Source organism: Citrobacter sp. Awk 2 (genome assembly GCF_028069815.1).
Lineage (GTDB): Bacteria > Pseudomonadota > Gammaproteobacteria > Enterobacterales > Enterobacteriaceae > Citrobacter.
In genome coordinates, this window is sequence record NZ_JANEWL010000032.1 from 25,674 (window position 1) to 43,109 (window position 17,436).

Sequence of the window (17,436 nt, forward strand, 5' to 3'; positions counted from 1 at the left end):
TTTTTGCAAGCTCCAGATTGGGACCGTGGTCCCAAATTATCCGCGTCGCCACAACACGTCTGGAAAACCCAGCCTATCCGCCACCGATCGGCTGGGGAATAGATCACATCGATACGTTCTGATTCCCTGCTGACTGATGGCTGGGGCCATACAGGTCATAGTACTTGCTGCTCTGCTGGTACAGCTCTACATCAATCCGTTTACGTATAGCCTCACAGTCCTGAGTCATCTCTCCAGCGGCACCCATCAAGTTGATGGCCTCATTCAAATAAATGCTGCCTTCATTACTGTCCAGCGTCCGAAGAACAATCTGAATCAGCGAGTTAAGTTGCTGTAGCTTTAGCGCGAGTAAATCAGAACTGCATGTGTCATCTTTCATCAATTCAACCTCCTGCAACCGGGTTGCCTACTCTGGCAACCAACTATCGTCTTCCCAGACACTCTGTAAGATTCCCATAGCTGCACTGTGTTCATCTGGTGATTTTGTGCCGGTGATCTGCACCGCAGAGCTGCTGCTCTTTGCTATGCGCAAAGTGAATTTCTCGAACTGGGGGGAGAGGCGTAGCTTCACCTGCTCAGACAGAGCAGCCATAACCTTTTCCGAAATCTTAGCTTCTTGATCAATAAGAATTTCTACTCTCACGATGATCCCCTTTCCTTGATAATACTGTTTATTTATACAGTGTAAATAGTGAAAGAGGATCTTCCAAGCTGATTTTGAAAATATTTATCTCATCGATAGTTGTTTGTATCGGATTGTTATCAATCCATATTTTCCAGAACTGATTGCAGTCATGCCTGCGGCCAGAATGTCATCACGGTTTATCGGTAGCCCAGCCGCAAGAATCGGATGCTCTCCAGGGATAAATTCGGCTACACAATGATTCTCTGTCTGCTCGTTATCGATTCGACCTGTTGAGGAATCAACAAAGCCCACACGCCCGACGATAAACCAGATGCGGCTGGCCAGCTGCCAGGGGAACCAGTTTTCCCCTGGACGTGCACGGAAAAGCCATTGAGAATAAACACCCTGCTCAGCCTCTACGCGCGCCTTACGGAAGAAATTTCCCATGCCATTGTGCGGGGTGGCCGCTCGGCTGTCCTCTTTCGAAAATGGCGGGTTGGCATAAAGCGCCGGCAGTACGCCGCGACGTTTTGTTTCAGCCAGCCAGTCCAGCTGCAGGCAATTATCTTCGCGGGTAAAAAACTCCGGCAGAAGATGATTTTCAGCGCTGGCGCACGCATCAACATGGCAAGGGCGCAATAGCTCAAAAAGGCCCGCGGCTATGCGCGGGTCAGTTCTCCAGGTATCTCGATGCTCAGCGGCGGTGTGGCTGCGATGATCTAAGAGCATGCCGCCTCCCGAATGCGATAGCTGTATGGCTTGCCTGGCCCGTTAGAACGGCGCTCAGCTTCGCCCGACTCTACTGCGCTATCGAGCATGCGACGAATAGTCCTGGTATTCAGGCCAACATCAAACGACAACGTACCGGTAGAAATGAAACCATCACCGCCGGCAGTGACGCTCGCCATTGTTCGGCGCGTCAATGTGTTTATCAATACGACATTCCGGTCTATCATGCGCCCCCCTGATCTGCGTCGGGTAAACGCTTAATTAGTTCCTGCACATCATCGGCAATTTTCTCAGCCTGCTGGCGAAGAGCGCTTTTCGGAGCAGGGCGATCCCATTCTGCCATCTGGGCGCTTTCTTCTGCAGAATGTGTTGCCAGGCGAGAAAGCTGATCGTGAAGGCTATCAGCTGAACGGCATTCGGCGTCACTTTTCCGGCGCTCGCGTAGCTCTACCAATGCAGCCAGCGTACGCTTGAGAAAACCTTCACGCTCAAGCCCCCAAATGAGCGCATCAAGCTCTTTATCGGTTACTGGTGCTTGAGGGTCTATTAACTGGTTATTGTCCATTTAATCAATCTCCCCGCCGTTAATTTCAGCCCGGTACACCTTCACACACTCGGCGCGGTGCTGCCTCATCTGGTCGTCACCCTTATACAGCTTTCCGCACGTCAGGCCACGAGAATGCCCTTCGTCGTACCCGCGCTGGAAGTGCTCTCCTGCGTCTGTCAGTGGCTGCGAGGAGGCGTAGAGAGGCATATACACGGCTATGTCATCAGCTGCATTTGGCTGCTGTTCTAACGTCACACAAGCACCAGAAAACTTATTCAGATAGCGCACTGGCTCCGCTGCGGCTTTGCGGTGTTCCTGAAGCTCGCCTATCTCATTCAGCAGGTCAGCAATAATGTCCATTTCTCGATAGGCTATCTCTCGCTTAAATGCCGCTGCAGCCTCATCGCAATCCTGTTCCGCGTTTGGGTTATCGAGGTTTTCTTGATACCAAGATAATGCTGTTTGATAGTCTTGAGCGGCTTTGCGGAGGCGCGCGCGTTTGTCTGTTAACTGGTTATTGGTCATTTAATCAATCTCCCCACCGTTGATTTCAAACGTCCCATGTTCAGAACTTTCTGGCGGTGCTCATCGCTCTGCGGAACGCCGGTAAAGTTCACTGCGATAAAATATTCAAGCCGGTGTTGTGGCGTAGCTTCGTCGAGAATGATCGCGGTGAGTGTTGGACGACCGAATGACAGCTGTTCGGCGCGGGTGAACTCAAACCAGTAGACACTCTGCCCGCCAAGCACGATAGGTATCTCGTTGTTGATGAACTTTTTCAGCGTTGTCAGGCGCTGCTTTCCATCAACAACTTCGATGTATGGACCGTCGATATAATCCCAATCTGGGGCTTTAGCCAGCGCCACGTTACCCAGCGGGAAGCCAGAGATAAGCACACGCAAGAAGGTTTGCTGCTCTTCCTCCCCCCATACATATTCACGCTGGTAATCGGCATCAAAATTGAGTGCGCCACGACGAATCCAGTCGATATACATATCAATGGGATATTCACCAGCTCGCGCGCGGAAAACCTCGGCGTCGCGGATTCTGTTCGTCACTGTTGCTCTCCTTCGATAACCTGGAATCCAGCAAGGCGAATCTGCCGCTTAGCGAGCGTGATCGCCTCTTCATAGGCCTTTTCTTGTTCAGTCCAGTAACCGTTTGTTTTTGGCAGCAACACTGGGTTAGCCAGCTTTGACTCCAGTTCGGCGATGCGCTGACGTAATACTGCGTTCTCATCGAATAGCTCGCAGACATGGCGATTCTGCTGGCGAACTCTGCTTTCGCTGTCGACGATCAGCTTATCCCTGGCTTCCAGCGCGCCTACAAGCGTCATGACATTAGCCGGGTTGGCCAGCGCAATGAATGCGGCATCATGTGCCGTGTTCAGCTCGCTTCTCCACTCTGAGCGGAATAATTTGCATAGAACTGCGCGGGCCGGTCCGCCTCTTAGCAAGGAAACTGACACCTGAACAATTGAGTTGAACCCGGAGCGCGCATAACTCCATTCGCCTTGAGTCGCTAAACTTGCGGCTGATTTCATCCGTTGTAACAGCATGGTGATATCGTTCATTGGGCTGCTCCTTCGGCTTTCTTCTCATCTACACACCATGCGGTCGCCAGCGCATTAGTGACCTGATGAAACGAGTGCTTAACTTTCACTGAGAAAGTTTTCCCCTCAGGCGAAACAGTTTCGATTGTTGTTAGCTCGCCACCGCTGTCGAAATCAGGATAGAACTGAGATACCAGGTTGCTTTCGACAATCACGGAACCATCCGGCGTATTCATTTTCAGCTTCATGACTTAACCCCGCTTATTCGGATTCATAAAGGTCCTGATGACGCTTATCGCGCGTGTTCCAGTTCTTTTTGGCGGCGTTCTCCAGCTGCTCGACGTCGCTATCATCAAAAACAACATCGGTTGCCTCTTCGCCATGTGCGCCGCACTCATGACAGAAAACAACGGCGCCGGCATACAGACCGTCCTCGCTGTAATTGGCTGGGTTCCACAGCGGCTTGTACTGGAGGCCATGCAGATGGTGAACAAACACAGACGGCGGCCCGTAGCAGAACGGGCAGGGGGCTAGTCCTGAATCATCTGCACGGTAAAGGTCTGCACCGTTGTCTGGAAGATGAGGATCGTTGCATACGCTCTCCAGAACACGGAGAACACGCTGGCAGTCGGCTAGCGAACGATGGGCTTCAGCGCTGACAGCAATACCCTGCTGAACAACGGCCATCGCCAGTGGTTGCCGAACAAAGTTTCTATCCTTCATAGAAAGCGCGCCGTACCACTGGCTGTAAGTCTCTTTCGCGTCGATATGGCCGGAATGGATGCTGCTGTACATTTCCAGCATGGCCGCCGGTGCCAGATCGTTATAAAGGCCAGTAATCAGGCAGGTCTGAGTAATCAACCGGGCATCAAATTTTGAGTTCCAGGCAAGCCACTTATGGCCGCCAATCGCAGCGACTACCGCCGGATAAACTTCCTGCCAGGATGGGGCATCAGCAACCATTTCGTTGGTGATGTTGTTGATAGCGGTCGCAGCTGCGGGGATAGGGCGGGTCGGCTTAACAAGGGTATCAAGCAGCACATCGCCACGCATATTGATGATCGAGATTTCGATAATCTCATGATTATCTGCCAGTCCGGTTGTTTCCGTATCAATAATACGAAAATCACTTTTAAGCCATGTAGCCATTAACAGCTGTAAAATAGTCTTATGTGCATTATCCATCATTATTTCCATATTCTTTGTTGATATGTCGCTGATTGTCTGGGGCGAAATCTGCTTACTGGCAGATAAACCTGAACATATTTAAGACCTGGCTGAAACGACGCCGTTATTGATACCCGGCGTCCTGATGCTTTGTACTTATTTACCAGCTCCGTAGCTTCCTGTTCTGTCATTGGCCCTTGCATAAACAGATCCAATGCCATATTTATTCCTGTGGGGTGAGGCTATTTTCTTCCAGATCCTCTCCGATAAACTCTTCCAGCCCGGACAGAATTTGATGTGTGTAGTTAGTCACAAGGTGCATTTCAGCAATCAATGCCTGCGATAAGTCATCACGTTCCATATCATCGTCGTAATCGAACGATTTTAAATGGACGTTGCCATTTGGCGGCATGACAAGATTGAAATTCGCTAAGTTTTCAATTTGCCCATTATCAGGGCGTTTATAAAGGGACATCTCAACTGAACGGGCCGTCATTCCGGAAAGAATATTTCGTGCATCGTCAGTATCATTCGATACGCCATCAAGCGTGATTTTTAAAGAGGTGTCTTCACCAGTGAATAACGTTTTCCCATACGGCGAAATAGCCAGCATAGGTGGCAGCTTATAGATACTATTTCCCTCAGTCATATTCTTAGTGACTGCTGTGGAAGTAAAATGTGAATTACCCCATGGCATCGCATGCAGGTTACCCAGCGTTTTACGCAAAAATGACAATGCGTCCTCACACTTTGATGCCGTTCCGCCAGAAACCAGCAGAAGACGACGAGCTGGCCACATAAGGATATAGATCGCGGTGCTGCTGATTGGGGAGTACTTCATCACATCGTTCTCAGCCTGGAAGCGCATCTCTTCCTGCAGTTCCGGCGTAATCTCCCGACCGTCGTCGGCTACTTCATCGATACGTTCGTTAACCAGACGCTGAACCGCCAGTTGGTCAGGACGGCGCTTGCTAGCTAAATAGCGGAAGAGGTACTTACCATCAACTGTAAGCATGCGCTCATCGCCAATTCTGGCCCAACCTTTCCCCTCACGTTCACAATCCGACAGGCCATCAAACGCACGTTCGACAAGCAGCTCGTTGATGTTTTCGGGTACTGCTGTTTTGCTGATATAGGGGAATACGCAACGGAAGTTTTTCATCTTATTTTCCTTTATAACGACGATTAGCATTAGCCCTGGCCTTATCCATGGCGTGCTGACGTTGGCTCTTTGGTTCTGCCTTTGCTACTGGCTGCACGCGGAGTTCTGCCTGCCTTTTAGCTGGCGGGGGAACGCAACCACGCAATAAATAGAAGTAGCGTTGTGTAAAATCACCAGAGTCGCGGTAGGTGCGATCCGTCCCGAACAGGTTATCTGCCATAATTACCTCATCCGATTTTGGGACCATGGTCCCAATGAGTTAAATATTCATCTTTTTTGCAAGACTTTCATTTTGTTGCTCTGTATAGCGCTTTAACCAAAGTTCCTGAATATGCTGATCACCTGGTTTATTCGCGCCACACCACTCAGCAATAACGGCATTTCGACACCAGTCAGGATGTGTTCTGAATCCGCAAGATGGACAAAACATCAAATATTCATTGCGTAGCTCAGATCTAACTAATTTCGGTTTTACTGCGTGGTGATGCATTACTTGTTTGCAAAGGCAGGAAGGAATTTCACCGCCTGTTGCTGATATGCTTCTTCCGTAATTGGTCGACATGTATTAACGCCTCCCGATCTATTTGAACACCGCAGGCCAACATGACATCCCAGCGGTTTTTATAATTCTTCCGCCATAAGTCATATTCCACACCACATAGCTGGCTCAATTCTTTTTGGCTGTATTTAAGCTCGCCGCGGTTAATGAAATTTTTTGATTCCTGTAGAGCCAGCCAGGCAAGTGCTTTTAAATTGATTTCAGTCTTGCCGTTCATTTTTGGCGATTTGCTTTCAGCCAGGTTAATCAGCAGGGAATGCCAGATATGTGTGGTCAGTATTGTTTGATATTCGAATGAAATTGAATCACCGTAGCAGTAGTTCAACCAGGATCTATACGGCTCAGGCATTTTCAGTAATGCGCTACGCCAGGAAACCTGTCTGAAAATGGCTGGGGATACCGGGATCATGCTCGTATGGTAGCGCTTGCCTTCTCTGTAGCTGATCGGCTCGGCATCAATCACAATGACCGTATCGTTATCGATATCAATTTCACGCTGTGGTTTTGCAGTAAAACGACTCTGAAGAGGCGCGCGTTCTGCCATCGCAACTATCTGATTGCGGTGTGATTTTGAGAACGACAGCAGCGCGGCAGTCAGTTCGTTGCGAATAAAATTAAACTGCATATTTGCCCCCAGCTTGATAGCCCAACGGACTCAGCACACCAAGTTCGATGTGGTCCGGTTTAATGCCGGTGGCCATTTCTATATTCAGGATTTCCCGATGGAGGTATGACGACAATTCATACAGTCTGTTCTGCAGCTGCTTCAGGGCGTGCTGGTCATCACTGCCATCGTATACACCGTCCTGGGCTGGCTCTGAGTTGGCAAGAACGGCACCGAATTTCACAGTGATCTCGTCAATTTCAGCGTCGACTGAATCAACACGGACACGGTTGTATTTAGGCATGCGGACCCATTGCAGGCCCTGCATCGCGGCCAGCTTTTGTGAGCACTTGTTACGGTACTCTTCAGGCAGGCATGACATCCACGTTAATACCCAATCAGCCGGCATTGGTGTATTACCGGTCAGAACGCGCTGAGCGCGCTTAATGCAGCGGCTGCGCCAGCGCATGTAATCAGGCACGCTGATTCCTTCAGATCCCATATCAACAAGCCCCTGAACTTCCAGAGCAGGAATCAAGCGCGTTGTAGAGAATTGTGCGACACTGCCGCCGGTTTCATCGAGCATACGTAAAGTTGCCCGTATAACCACTGATGACATTGTGTCTCGCGATGGACGTTTATTCTGTCCCATAGGTTAGGCATCCTTTTCTTTATGCAGTGTGTAGTCAGATTTGAGTAGGCCATTTGTTTTAATCTCCAGCTCGTACTGTCGAAGCGCGGGGACTTCCTCTCCCCATTTGTAGATCGCAACGCGAGTACAGCCGAGCAGTTCGCAGAGTTTGTTTATGCCGCCGCAGGCGGCTATGGCTTCTTTCGTTTTCATGAAATTATACTAACCAAGCTATACAACTTTTGTCTAGTACACTTGTCAAAATTTACACTAATATTCCCTTTAGCCGTGTATAGCTAGCTATACAGATTTGATTTAATATCTCTCTATGGAAAAACGTGGTGATTGGCTGAAGGCTCGCCGTGAAGAGCTGAAGAAGCGAAATAAATCAAAGTTCTCGGTGAGAGCCGTAGCTGAACGCGTCGGTATTACCGGGGCAGGACTTTCACACCTGGAAAATAGTGATGCTATGCCCGCGTTAGATCTGGCTATCAAGCTGGCGCGCGAGCTTGGACGTCCTGTTGAGTGGATCTTGACTGGTGCCGGCGGTGATGTGTTTCGTGGAGTCCCTGTTATCGGTTCAACCGCAACAGGCCCCAACCTGGAAATGATTAATAGCGGCCTGGCGCAGAACTGCCGGGAGTACGTTGATATCAATGTTCAGGATGCGGCCCTGTATGGCCTGATGGTCGATAACGACGTCGCAGCGCCGTATCATATCGGTGAAGTGCTGATCGCAGACCCAAACCGCGAGCCGGTGACCGGTGAAGATGTGGTCGTTGTCACAAAATCAGGTAATGACCCGTTTATTAAGATGTTAGCTTCGAAGCGTGATGGCAAAGTGTTTCTCGACGCGCCGAACGACAGATCCCAGCGTGTGATAATCGATCTTGACGAAATTATTTTGATGCATCCAGTTATCTGCGTGGCTAAATCTATAGCAGTTAAAGCCAGATAGGAAAATTTAGTAACCAAGGTTTGTCAAACACACTTGTCAGAGGCTATTATGTGGCGTGATAGCAACTGACCAGGATGTACTTGCCCCAGAGGTAGCGTGCGGATTGAGCACTTTTTAACCACCTCTGGATTCAGACAAATAAAAAGCCCCGGATGTGGCGTCCAGGGCTTTTCGGGTGAAACAGGTCTAGATTCAACTCAGTCAGTGATTGGCGTTCACTTTAAGAACAAAGCTGATCAAAGACACAACTGTGAGTTGATTGTAGTTCGTTTCACCTGCACTGCGCAACTGCGCAGCGTTATTTTTTGGGTGAAATAATGAAATTAACGGACTTTTTTCAACACAAATTTAACTCTGACCCGTTTTCGCTGCTTGACGCGGCATCAAATGAACTGAGTGATCTTGCGAGCGCTGCTGGTATTGACTGGCACAAATGCGCTGCCGATATTCAGCTTTCTTCTTCGCGCGGTGCCGCCGAAAAATTCACAAAGTATGCCCACCATGGCCCTGCTGTTACTGAGCCAAAGCTGAAAGGCAAGGTTGAGATCTACTCCCGCATGGAGTGTTCGCAGGAAGGCATCAAGTACCCGTTTGTTAACTTCGTATGTAAAGGTTCTGACGCTGGCTCCTGGAGTGGCTTCCAGTTCCTTATCTCTGAATACCGTCGGTACAAAGAACAGAACGGTGGGACCGTGGTCCCACTGTCTGCGCGCGAGCTGGAACAGCGTAAACGTGCTGAGGCACGCCGCCAGGAACGTGAGCGCCAGCAGGCTATCTCTGTGTTTATGGAGTCGCAGCGACGCGACGCTGACCTGAACGAATACCTGCAGTTCTCCGCCGCATTCGCCAACGCACCGGCAGAAGATGGTTCATGGCCATATGCAGTGAAGAAAGGGATTAGCTCCATTTTCTCATACTGCAACGTCAGACGCGTAACCCATTGGGACCATGGTCCCAATTCTAAAGCGGTTAAAAAACAAACTGTTATGGCGATCCCGTTGTCTCATATCGATGACCGTCGGGAAGATAGAGAATCTCGCGTTGGGCCTATTGTTGGCTGGCAGCGAATCACCGAGAGAAGCGACAAGCTGCAGACGCGTGCTGTGGACTCCGGCGACTTCTCCGGGTCGTGTCACATCATCGGCCAGCTGCGCGGCGCAACCAGGGTCTGCGTAGTTGAAGGCTTCGCGACGGGCGCCAGCGTGTTCGCTGTTGCGAAAAAACGCTTTGACGCTGTTGTCGTCGCTGTTTCAGCGAATAACGTTATCAAGGTTGTTGATCAGCTGGTCAGCCTGTACCCAGGCATGGAAATCTGGTGCGCACTGGACAACGACCAGAAGTCGGCCCGTAATGGAAAGGGCAATACCGGGTTAAGAGTCGGTATCGACGTGATGAAGAAATTCCCGCAGGTCCGCTGCACATTCCCGATTTTCGACAGCAGCGAAACTGAATTAAGCGACTTTAACGATCTCCACCTGGCGCGCGGCGCCACCGAAACCAACCGCCAGCTGTTTTCAAAACAGAACCGCCTGCAGCTGCCAGGCAACTCCTTTGATGCTGAAATGTTGTCCCTGGCCGTTGCGCCGGTTTCCGATCGCCGCGCGTTCTCGCGCCAGCTGGTCCGCTGCATTGATGCCGGCATGATGCAATGCCCGTCCAAGTTATCCCCGCAGGAGCTGATCTCGCTGATTAAAATGAAGCTGGACCAGCTCGGCGCCGACAAAGCGCTGCACGGTACCGTGTATAACCGAGTGAAACGTGCCTTCAAACAGAAATGTGACAAGGCCCAGGCGTTCCGCTCATTCAGCGAGCGCGTAACGAACCCGGCAATACGCCCCGACCACATCACCTATAAGCGGTTTGAAACACCCCACATGACCAAGGAAGTGCTGGATTACATCAAGGCGCTGAACGGCCCGGTAATCGTCCGCGCTGGCATGGGGTCTGGCAAATCCAAGCACCTGCTGCGCCCTATGATGCACAGCGCGCAGCGCGGCGTTTCTGTTGCGCACCGCGTTTCTCTGATCGGTGGCCTCTGGGACATGATGACGCGTGCCGACGATGGCCGCCGCATGAATTGCGATATCCTGCACTATCAGGACCCTGGCTATCAGGAACTGGCGCCATACGCCAGCAAGCTGACGATCTGCATTAATTCAATCGTGAAAGGCTGCTGGCAGCCGCTGATGCGCAAGCATGATTTCTTTGGCCTGGATGAAGCTACCCAGGGCCTGCGCGCCACGCTTTCCGGTAAAGCGATGGCGCACCCGGTTGATGTATTCAACCGCCTGATCGACTCCATTGCGTACAGCGATGACCACGCGCTGCTGGTTGATGCAGACGCCAGCGACATCCTGGTAGACCTCTGCGAACTGGCGCTGGCCAAACGCGAACAAACAGGCCTGTCGACCTGGACACAGATCCACGTCATCGAGCTGCCGGTTGATGTGAAGTACAAAAAAATCGACGGAACGCGCGAAGCGCGCCGCGTTCTTTACACCGATACCGACCGCATCATGGTTGAAGTATTGAAAGCCGTGGCCGCTGGCGAAAAATTCCTGCTGGCCACCGACTCAACCAATTTTGCCGAACAGTTGCTGCTGCAGCTGCGCGACCGCTGGCCAGAAAAGAAATGGCTGTATGTCAGCCAGGACACAAAGCCAGATCAGGAAGTTGTAGCATTTACCGACGCGCCGAACCAGCGCGCGAAACTCTACGATGGCCTGATTTATAGCCCGGCTATCAGTTCTGGCGTCTCGATCGAAGAGAAGCATTTCACCCGCCACTTCGGCTGCTTCTGCGGCCAGGTAGTTCCGTCCGACGCTATTCAGATGCTGCGCCGCGACAGGACAGCCACCGAATTTATGGTCGGCCTGAACAAGCTGCCTGGCGTACGCGAAGAGAACGCCGAAAACATCCGCCGCGGCTTCCTGCAGGCGCTGCTGGAAACCGCCGAGATAAACGAAGAATTTACCGACGCCATTCTGGATGGCGATCGTCTGTCGCTCGGACTGGCGGACACAACCTACGTCCGCATGAAATTTAAAGTAGCGGCGATGGAAGCCCAGGCCAGAAACGATTTCGCCAACAACCTGATCTGCATTCTCTACGCTGATGGCTATAACGTCAGCCATCTGGCTGAAGACTCGCTGGCCAGCGAAACCGGCAAAGAACTGCGTAAGGCATCGAAAGAGCGGGTCTGGGATATGACCGTTCTGCGCCATATGGAAGTTGAAACCCCGGATGAAGATCAGCGCGACGAACTGCTGGGCAAGCGCTCTCTGTCAGAGGATGAGCAGGCGCAGCTGGCGCGCTGGGATATCGAAAAAGAACTGATGCTGGACGTCAGTCCGGAGTCGCTTAAATTCCTGCTTGATGGCGGGAAGAAGAAACTCACGCTGGCCGAGTTGATGACGATGGACGAAATGACCGCCGCGCGCATTGACCGCGAGCAGCAGGCGTTCACGTTTACCTACCAGTTCCGCAAAGGGCCGCGCAATGAATTCGTCACGATCACCGCACTAAACCGCGAAGCCGCTGATGCGCAGTTCGACCGCATGCAGCCAGGAATAACCGGCTACACAGTGCAAAGCCGCCCGGTGATGGAAGTCACCCAGCGTACGTACGCATCGCTGCACCGTAAGGCCGCCAGGGAGTATTTCTCCACCTGCGGTATTGACCCAGATACCGGCGCCGGCGAAGCCAGCCAGGAAGGCATGGCGGAAGCTATGGCTAAACTGATGGACCCAACCACCGCGGACCGTTTCAACAACGTTCTCCGGTTCGGCGGCTATATCAACCCTAAAGGTCGCCAGAAACGCCCGGAGACGGTTTTCAAACAAGTATGCGAAGCATTCGGTTACTCAACCCAGAAACGCCGCCTACCGCGTTCACAGGGCCTTGGCTACGTGTGGTCAATCGTCCCAGAGTCCTGGGCGTTTATTCACGGAATCCTAGCGCGTCGCGCCGAGGCGTCACTGTCGTTTGTCCACATGACACTGGATGTGGGTGCGCCGGAAGAAGCGGATCTCGATTGCCGATCAACTATAGCTTTAAGATCTCAAGTTGGATCTGCTGAGACGGCATTTATTGAGGCAACGCTGACGACGATTGAAGAGGCTATTTCCGCCATGCCGGTACCATTTGCATGGCTGAGAACCGCACTGACGCCGGAAGAACTGGCACAACTGGCGACTATGCCGCCACGGTTGATACAGGCGACGGTTGCCGGGCTGTTTATGGCTGACAATATAGGCCAACTGTCAGATGGCCAATACAACGAACTGAAGCGCCTGCAGGCGGTTTAAGGAGATATCTATGTCGACTACTGATTTTTTGAACTCACTGGACTATGAGCAGCTGAAGTCCTTCCGTGATGAGATCAACGACCGTATACGGGCCATTCAGGAGGAAGAAAAAAAGGTTGCCTGGGCTGTGACTGATGGCGGGATTAACTTTGGCTGGTTCCGAACTGAGGACTACCCGAAAGCGGTTGAATGTCTTGCTGCAGCAGCTGCTGAACGGTGGTCCGATGCTGATAAAGAGAACCCAGGAACGCGATACGATCTGAATATCGCCATTGAGGGGAATCGTCTCCCGCTGTCGGAGTACAACGCCTTATTTGCTGATGGTCAGTGGGGCTGATTTCCCTATTGACGTGATGTGCGCCGTCGGGTTAACGTAACCGTGCTGCAGCAAAATCTGCAGCCGGGCCTCGCAATCCTGAAAACCTCAACGGCGACACACACGCGCTAGCGTGTTTTTTTGTGTCATTTGCCTGCGCACACCCGAATTATGGTGGTCCAGGCGGGGCAGCCCTCGGGCTGGCCGGTATCCGTTGGGACCGGTATTGCGAACCCCGCCTGGGCTGCCACCCCTATAGAGATTCGCAACTCTGGTGGCAGCTCCATAACCCAATGGAGGCCATGCTATGTACAAATTCAAATTTGCTGCTATCTGCCGTACCGACCGCAAAAACCATATCCATTATCTGTCGACTATAGCCGACAGCGAACGCGCCGCCCGCCGCCAGTTGTCCGGAAAATTTGTGCTGTTCTTTCAGGCCCGTCTGCCAGCTGCAGGGGGTATCGCATGAACCAGTTGCAGATGAATGAGTTCGGCTTGGCTGAGTCGCTGGAGTCAGCGCTGGCGCAAATCAACGCGCTGGCCAGTGTGGCTCACCACACAATCAGCAGCACCGGCGGTTCGGTGTATCTCGATGAAGCGGCACAGCTGCTAATCACCATCAAAAACCTGTCAGCAGATGCAGAGCGCTACCGTAACGAGTGGGAAAGCCTGATCCCACGGGCGCGCCGCTGATGCTTTATGCCATCCGTGTCCGCCTGTATCCGAACGCCGCGCAGCGTGACTTCTTTGCGCGGACGTTCGGCTGCTGCCGGTGGGTTTACAACGAAGCGCTGGCATATTGCCAGGCATTGTACGAGACGGGTACGCCACGCCCGTCCGCATATGACCTGATGAATCGCCTGACTACGCTGAAAACTGAATATCCATGGCTTGCAGAGGCAGACAGCCAGGCATTGAAACAAGCCTGCACAGATCTGGATGGTGCGTATAAAAATTTCTTCAGGCGGGTAAAGAACGGTGAAACGCCCGGCTTTCCCCGCTTTAAATCGAAACACCGAGGCGATGCAACATACACCGCCACCGCAGCGACCAGTATCAAGCTGGAGCTACGGCAGATTAAACTTCCAAAGGCTGGCTGGGTTCGCTGCCGGGGTGCCAGGGCGTGGGAAGGGCGCATCAAACGCGCGACCGTTCGTCAGACCCCCACTGGGAAATATTACGCCACCGTGCTGATTGATGACGGTCACGATCTGCCGGCGCAACCGGAAGCCGGTCTGACGCCGCTGGGTATTGACGTCGGTTGTAAAACAGAGGGATTCACGCACCAGTTCGCCGCCCTGTCGACTGGCTATATTATCCACGCGCCAGCGGAATACAAACGGCAGATGAAACGGCTGCGCCGCGCGCAGCGTAAGCTGTCACGTAAACAGAAGGGAAGTACAAACCGGCTGAAGCAGAAGCGCCGCGTGGCGCAGCTGCACGAGCGTATCAACGCCGTTCGTCGTGATTTCCTGCACAAACTTACTCATCGCCTGACCTGCGAAAACCAAGCACTGGCGGTTGAGGATCTGAATGTGCGGGGCATGATGACGAAACCAGCGTCGAAACCGGACCTGGAAAAGCCTGGTACATTTCTGCCGAACGGCGCCAGCCGTAAGCGTGGACTGAACAGATCGCTGGCCAGCGCCAGCCTAGGGGAGTTTTTCCGACAGCTGGAGTACAAATGCGCCAGGCGAGGCGTTGCGTTGCTGAAAGTTGGGCGCTGGGAGCCATCCAGTAAGCGCTGTAGCAACTGCGGCGAGATCAACATAGAACTGACGCTGGCAGATCGCCGGTGGCAGTGTCAGGCATGCGGTACGGAACATCACCGCGATATTAACGCGGCCATAAATATCGCTGCACGGGCAGCATAATAAAGAATAGATAGGGAGCGGCCCTCCCGAATTAACGCCTCCGGACATAGCCAGTGCGCCGTGGATGAACGAGGAAATTTCCGCAAAACATCCGGTAGAAATGTTGGTGTCAGTTTTCTCCATATAATTCAGCCAGATGCCGTTAGAGGTTCGCCCCTACGGGCGGGGATAGGTCGCGATTTCAACGATCTCCACCTGGCGCGCGGTGGGTTCGCCCCTACGGTCGGGATAGATCGGTTGTAAAACCGGGACCGTGGTCCCGGTTATGTGGATTAATTTTCTGGGAAATACGCAAACCATGCTGCTCTCATTGCACTGCTGATGCTATCCGCTTCGCCACTCCAGGCGTATCGCTGACCCTTATATTCGAAACGGATCGTCCAGCTGCCGTCGTCACTACGAACGGGCGCAGAGAAGCGTGGACGAGTGTCTACTGGTACTGATTTTTCATCTTCGGCCTCGGCGGTTACATCATCTTCTCGCCCTTTATCTTCACCTTCCAGCGCCTGGGTATCGCCACTGGTTTCCTCTCTATCGGCATCGCTATCGCCAGTAAGGTCATCCTCATCATCCAGCTCGTCAGAGGGTATGACGATAGATGGTGCTTCTGTGTTGTGAACAGATCCCCCCATGGCCAGTGCATCAGCAACGAAATCCAAATACCGGCGAACCAGGGTCGGGTTGAAACCAGCGTCACGCAGTATCTTGGTATTGATTACAACATCTGCCGACTCTTCCACCAGCCGTTTTGTTGTTTCGTGAATACGGACACCAGCATCGCCTCTGGCGAAGCTGGGCATTTGATCATCGAGCGCCTGAAGAGCAGCCAGGCGCTGATTTTCAATCCCCGTTTCCGGGCGCCAGCTGCGTGAGAAATTATGGAGCTTGAACTGCTTGTAGTGCAGCTGCGTATTTTCGTCGTCATGCCCCAGAATTTCAGAGAAAAACACGTCCTCGTCGACGTTCTTCCAGCGAGGGTCATAGCGGAAAAAGGCTTCATAGGTGATACGAGCATAAATCGCACGCGTGTCTTTGAATGTTCGGCGGTCGTCACCGAAGAACAGTTTTGCGTGCTGGTTAAATGTATTACCAAGAATTGATGCGATACGCACATTTGCAGCCCGGTAACTGTCATCGTTTAGCAGGGATCTGATTTCGTCAAAATCAGCCGCTGCTGGGCAGCTTCTCAGCTCATTAACACGCTGAACGAACAATGCAGGGTCGCACAGAACATAAATTTTACGCCCCTTATCTTCTCCGGTTCGTTTTTTGGCCTGCCCGTAGAAAATGACCTCATATTTGCCGGCAACCTCAAATTCCCCCTGCACCATCACCTCAATCAACCGGCGCCCGGATACTGCTGCCAGCGCAAACGCCAGCGGCGCCATATCCTTACGCTGCGTGATAAGCGAGGGTTCGAACGCTTTGTAGATTTGCTCGGTCACAGCCTGCATGTATTTGGGGTAGTCCAGGAGTACCGTTGAGCGCTTTTTCTCGCTCAGCACTTCGCCCCATCGCTGCTGTATCGATGAGCGTTCTGCCGGACTCAACTGCAGGTGATACAGGATTTCATGGTTGATTTTCAGGCCGTTCAAATCATCCAGTAAGCGGGTACCCTGCTGGAACGCGGTATGCATTTCGGTTTCGACCGGCTTCCAGTCCTGGCTGGCCAACGCGTTAAGATAGATGTTCCAGGCAGGGTATTTTTTTGCCAAGCGCGTCAATTTTTTCTCCGCAGCCGGTCCGAACTTCATACCCGAAAGCACTTCCGCCAGCGGCATAATTTCCTTCAGCTGGCTCTGTAGGTTGCCGTATGCCTGACGAATACCTGCCGCTGGCATAGATTGCCACGACTGTAATTCAGCACTGTAGGCGGGGTATTTAGCCGCCAATTTATCAAGGCTGCTGGCGAAGTGGTGATGCAAACGGTCGTCGAACTGTTTGCGAATACGGGTCATATACGCGTTATAGGTATTGGCTGTAATCCGTTTTTTCAGACCGTTTCCACGAAACTTACGTTTATCTAAAAACAGCGCATTTTTAACACGCGTAGCCGCAGCCTTGTATTTTCGTGTTTTATCTCCCTGTGGGATATCGGCCGCTTCTATAGCGTCTACATCCGCCACCAAATCAGAGATGATTTTACCAATTCCGCCATCGCCTAGCTTCGCCATGTGACCCCCTCATTATCGTAACATTATACGCAAACACTACACTCAATAGGCCAAAAATCAACCTGAAAATCATCGTAACATAATTTAAATTGCATGTAAATAGTTATCGTAACCGTTAATTAATTTATCGTAACATCATTTACATATACTGTTACGCTAATCATCACACGTTATTAAATATACGCGCGTATATTTAATAACGTGTGATGATTAGCGTAACAGTATATG

The 17,436-nt window shown here is 51.9% G+C and carries 23 protein-coding genes and 1 pseudogene; 7 read left to right on the top strand and 17 right to left on the bottom strand.

Features of this window, described 5'->3' with window-relative positions; all coding sequences use genetic code 11:
* Window positions 1-103: 103 nt before the first annotated feature.
* From NNO02_RS10565 to NNO02_RS10640, 16 genes are all read right to left on the bottom strand, one after another.
* Entirely contained in the window at window positions 104-379 is a 276-nt protein-coding gene (locus tag NNO02_RS10565) for a hypothetical protein (RefSeq protein ID WP_271454770.1), read from the bottom strand.
* 27 nt (window positions 380-406) lie between these two features.
* Window positions 407-643 carry a DinI-like family protein gene (locus tag NNO02_RS10570; protein WP_271454771.1) on the bottom strand — a complete coding sequence of 79 codons (237 nt, stop codon included), beginning with the start codon at window positions 641-643 and terminating at the stop codon, window positions 407-409.
* Window positions 644-727: 84 nt separating this feature from the next.
* On the bottom strand, window positions 728-1,354 hold the full coding sequence (locus NNO02_RS10575) for a DNA N-6-adenine-methyltransferase (protein ID WP_271454772.1): 627 nt from the start codon (window positions 1,352-1,354) through the stop codon (window positions 728-730).
* A complete protein-coding gene (locus NNO02_RS10580) occupies window positions 1,345-1,581 on the bottom strand; it encodes a hypothetical protein (protein WP_143188258.1) in 237 nt (78 codons plus the stop codon). Before NNO02_RS10580 ends, NNO02_RS10575 begins: the two co-directional genes overlap by 10 nt.
* Window positions 1,578-1,919: a hypothetical protein gene (locus NNO02_RS10585; protein WP_271454773.1), complete on the bottom strand. Its 342-nt coding sequence runs from the start codon at window positions 1,917-1,919 to the stop codon at window positions 1,578-1,580. Before NNO02_RS10585 ends, NNO02_RS10580 begins: the two co-directional genes overlap by 4 nt.
* The gene (locus NNO02_RS10590; RefSeq protein WP_271454774.1) at window positions 1,920-2,426 is read right to left on the bottom strand and encodes a hypothetical protein; all 507 of its coding nucleotides are present in this window, start codon (window positions 2,424-2,426) and stop codon (window positions 1,920-1,922) included. It abuts the gene before it with no gap.
* Entirely contained in the window at window positions 2,423-2,959 is a 537-nt protein-coding gene (locus NNO02_RS10595) for a DUF262 domain-containing protein (protein ID WP_271454775.1), read from the bottom strand. Before NNO02_RS10595 ends, NNO02_RS10590 begins: the two co-directional genes overlap by 4 nt.
* A complete protein-coding gene (locus NNO02_RS10600; protein WP_271454776.1) occupies window positions 2,956-3,474 on the bottom strand; it encodes an ead/Ea22-like family protein in 519 nt (172 codons plus the stop codon). Before NNO02_RS10600 ends, NNO02_RS10595 begins: the two co-directional genes overlap by 4 nt.
* Window positions 3,471-3,701: a hypothetical protein gene (locus NNO02_RS10605; RefSeq protein WP_271454777.1), complete on the bottom strand. Its 231-nt coding sequence runs from the start codon at window positions 3,699-3,701 to the stop codon at window positions 3,471-3,473. Before NNO02_RS10605 ends, NNO02_RS10600 begins: the two co-directional genes overlap by 4 nt.
* 13 nt (window positions 3,702-3,714) lie before the next feature.
* Window positions 3,715-4,641 (bottom strand): exonuclease domain-containing protein, encoded by a 927-nt coding sequence (locus NNO02_RS10610; protein WP_271454778.1) that lies wholly within the window; start codon window positions 4,639-4,641, stop codon window positions 3,715-3,717.
* Between the two features lie 202 nt (window positions 4,642-4,843).
* On the bottom strand, window positions 4,844-5,782 hold the full coding sequence (gene rdgC, locus NNO02_RS10615) for a recombination-associated protein RdgC (protein WP_271454779.1): 939 nt from the start codon (window positions 5,780-5,782) through the stop codon (window positions 4,844-4,846).
* 1 nt (window position 5,783) lies between these two features.
* Window positions 5,784-6,002 (bottom strand): hypothetical protein, encoded by a 219-nt coding sequence (locus NNO02_RS10620; protein WP_271454780.1) that lies wholly within the window; start codon window positions 6,000-6,002, stop codon window positions 5,784-5,786.
* 39 nt (window positions 6,003-6,041) lie between these two features.
* A complete protein-coding gene (locus NNO02_RS10625; protein WP_071698531.1) occupies window positions 6,042-6,344 on the bottom strand; it encodes a hypothetical protein in 303 nt (100 codons plus the stop codon).
* On the bottom strand, window positions 6,301-6,966 hold the full coding sequence (locus NNO02_RS10630; protein ID WP_271454781.1) for a bacteriophage antitermination protein Q: 666 nt from the start codon (window positions 6,964-6,966) through the stop codon (window positions 6,301-6,303). Before NNO02_RS10630 ends, NNO02_RS10625 begins: the two co-directional genes overlap by 44 nt.
* Window positions 6,956-7,531 carry a hypothetical protein gene (locus NNO02_RS10635; RefSeq protein WP_271454782.1) on the bottom strand — a complete coding sequence of 192 codons (576 nt, stop codon included), beginning with the start codon at window positions 7,529-7,531 and terminating at the stop codon, window positions 6,956-6,958. The genes NNO02_RS10630 and NNO02_RS10635 overlap by 11 nt, the downstream gene beginning before the upstream one ends.
* Before the next feature lie 69 nt (window positions 7,532-7,600).
* Window positions 7,601-7,789 carry a Cro/CI family transcriptional regulator gene (locus tag NNO02_RS10640; RefSeq protein WP_271454783.1) on the bottom strand — a complete coding sequence of 63 codons (189 nt, stop codon included), beginning with the start codon at window positions 7,787-7,789 and terminating at the stop codon, window positions 7,601-7,603.
* A 115-nt stretch (window positions 7,790-7,904) separates the two neighbouring features.
* Here NNO02_RS10640 and NNO02_RS10645 point away from each other — a divergent pair, with 115 nt between their 5' ends.
* The 7 genes and pseudogenes from NNO02_RS10645 (at window position 7,905) to NNO02_RS10675 (ending at window position 15,034) form a co-directional block, all read left to right on the top strand.
* A complete protein-coding gene (locus tag NNO02_RS10645; RefSeq protein WP_271454784.1) occupies window positions 7,905-8,534 on the top strand; it encodes an XRE family transcriptional regulator in 630 nt (209 codons plus the stop codon).
* Window positions 8,535-8,851: 317 nt separating this feature from the next.
* On the top strand, window positions 8,852-12,841 hold the full coding sequence (locus tag NNO02_RS10650; protein WP_271454785.1) for a plasmid replication protein, CyRepA1 family: 3,990 nt from the start codon (window positions 8,852-8,854) through the stop codon (window positions 12,839-12,841).
* Window positions 12,842-12,851: 10 nt separating this feature from the next.
* Window positions 12,852-13,178, top strand: a complete 327-nt coding sequence (locus tag NNO02_RS10655; RefSeq protein WP_271454786.1) for a hypothetical protein — start codon at window positions 12,852-12,854, stop codon at window positions 13,176-13,178.
* Between the two features lie 150 nt (window positions 13,179-13,328).
* Window positions 13,329-13,391, top strand: a pseudogene (locus tag NNO02_RS10660) (host cell division inhibitor Icd-like protein); the annotation flags it as partial.
* A 73-nt stretch (window positions 13,392-13,464) separates the two neighbouring features.
* Entirely contained in the window at window positions 13,465-13,629 is a 165-nt protein-coding gene (locus tag NNO02_RS10665; RefSeq protein ID WP_081365492.1) for a host cell division inhibitor Icd-like protein, read from the top strand.
* Window positions 13,626-13,853: a hypothetical protein gene (locus tag NNO02_RS10670; protein ID WP_271454791.1), complete on the top strand. Its 228-nt coding sequence runs from the start codon at window positions 13,626-13,628 to the stop codon at window positions 13,851-13,853. Before NNO02_RS10665 ends, NNO02_RS10670 begins: the two co-directional genes overlap by 4 nt.
* Entirely contained in the window at window positions 13,853-15,034 is a 1,182-nt protein-coding gene (locus NNO02_RS10675; RefSeq protein WP_271454787.1) for an RNA-guided endonuclease InsQ/TnpB family protein, read from the top strand. Before NNO02_RS10670 ends, NNO02_RS10675 begins: the two co-directional genes overlap by 1 nt.
* A gap of 272 nt (window positions 15,035-15,306) precedes the next feature.
* Here the strand turns inward: NNO02_RS10675 and NNO02_RS10680 are convergent, their stop codons facing one another.
* Window positions 15,307-17,208 (bottom strand): protelomerase family protein, encoded by a 1,902-nt coding sequence (locus tag NNO02_RS10680; protein WP_271454788.1) that lies wholly within the window; start codon window positions 17,206-17,208, stop codon window positions 15,307-15,309.
* Window positions 17,209-17,436: the final 228 nt, after the last annotated feature.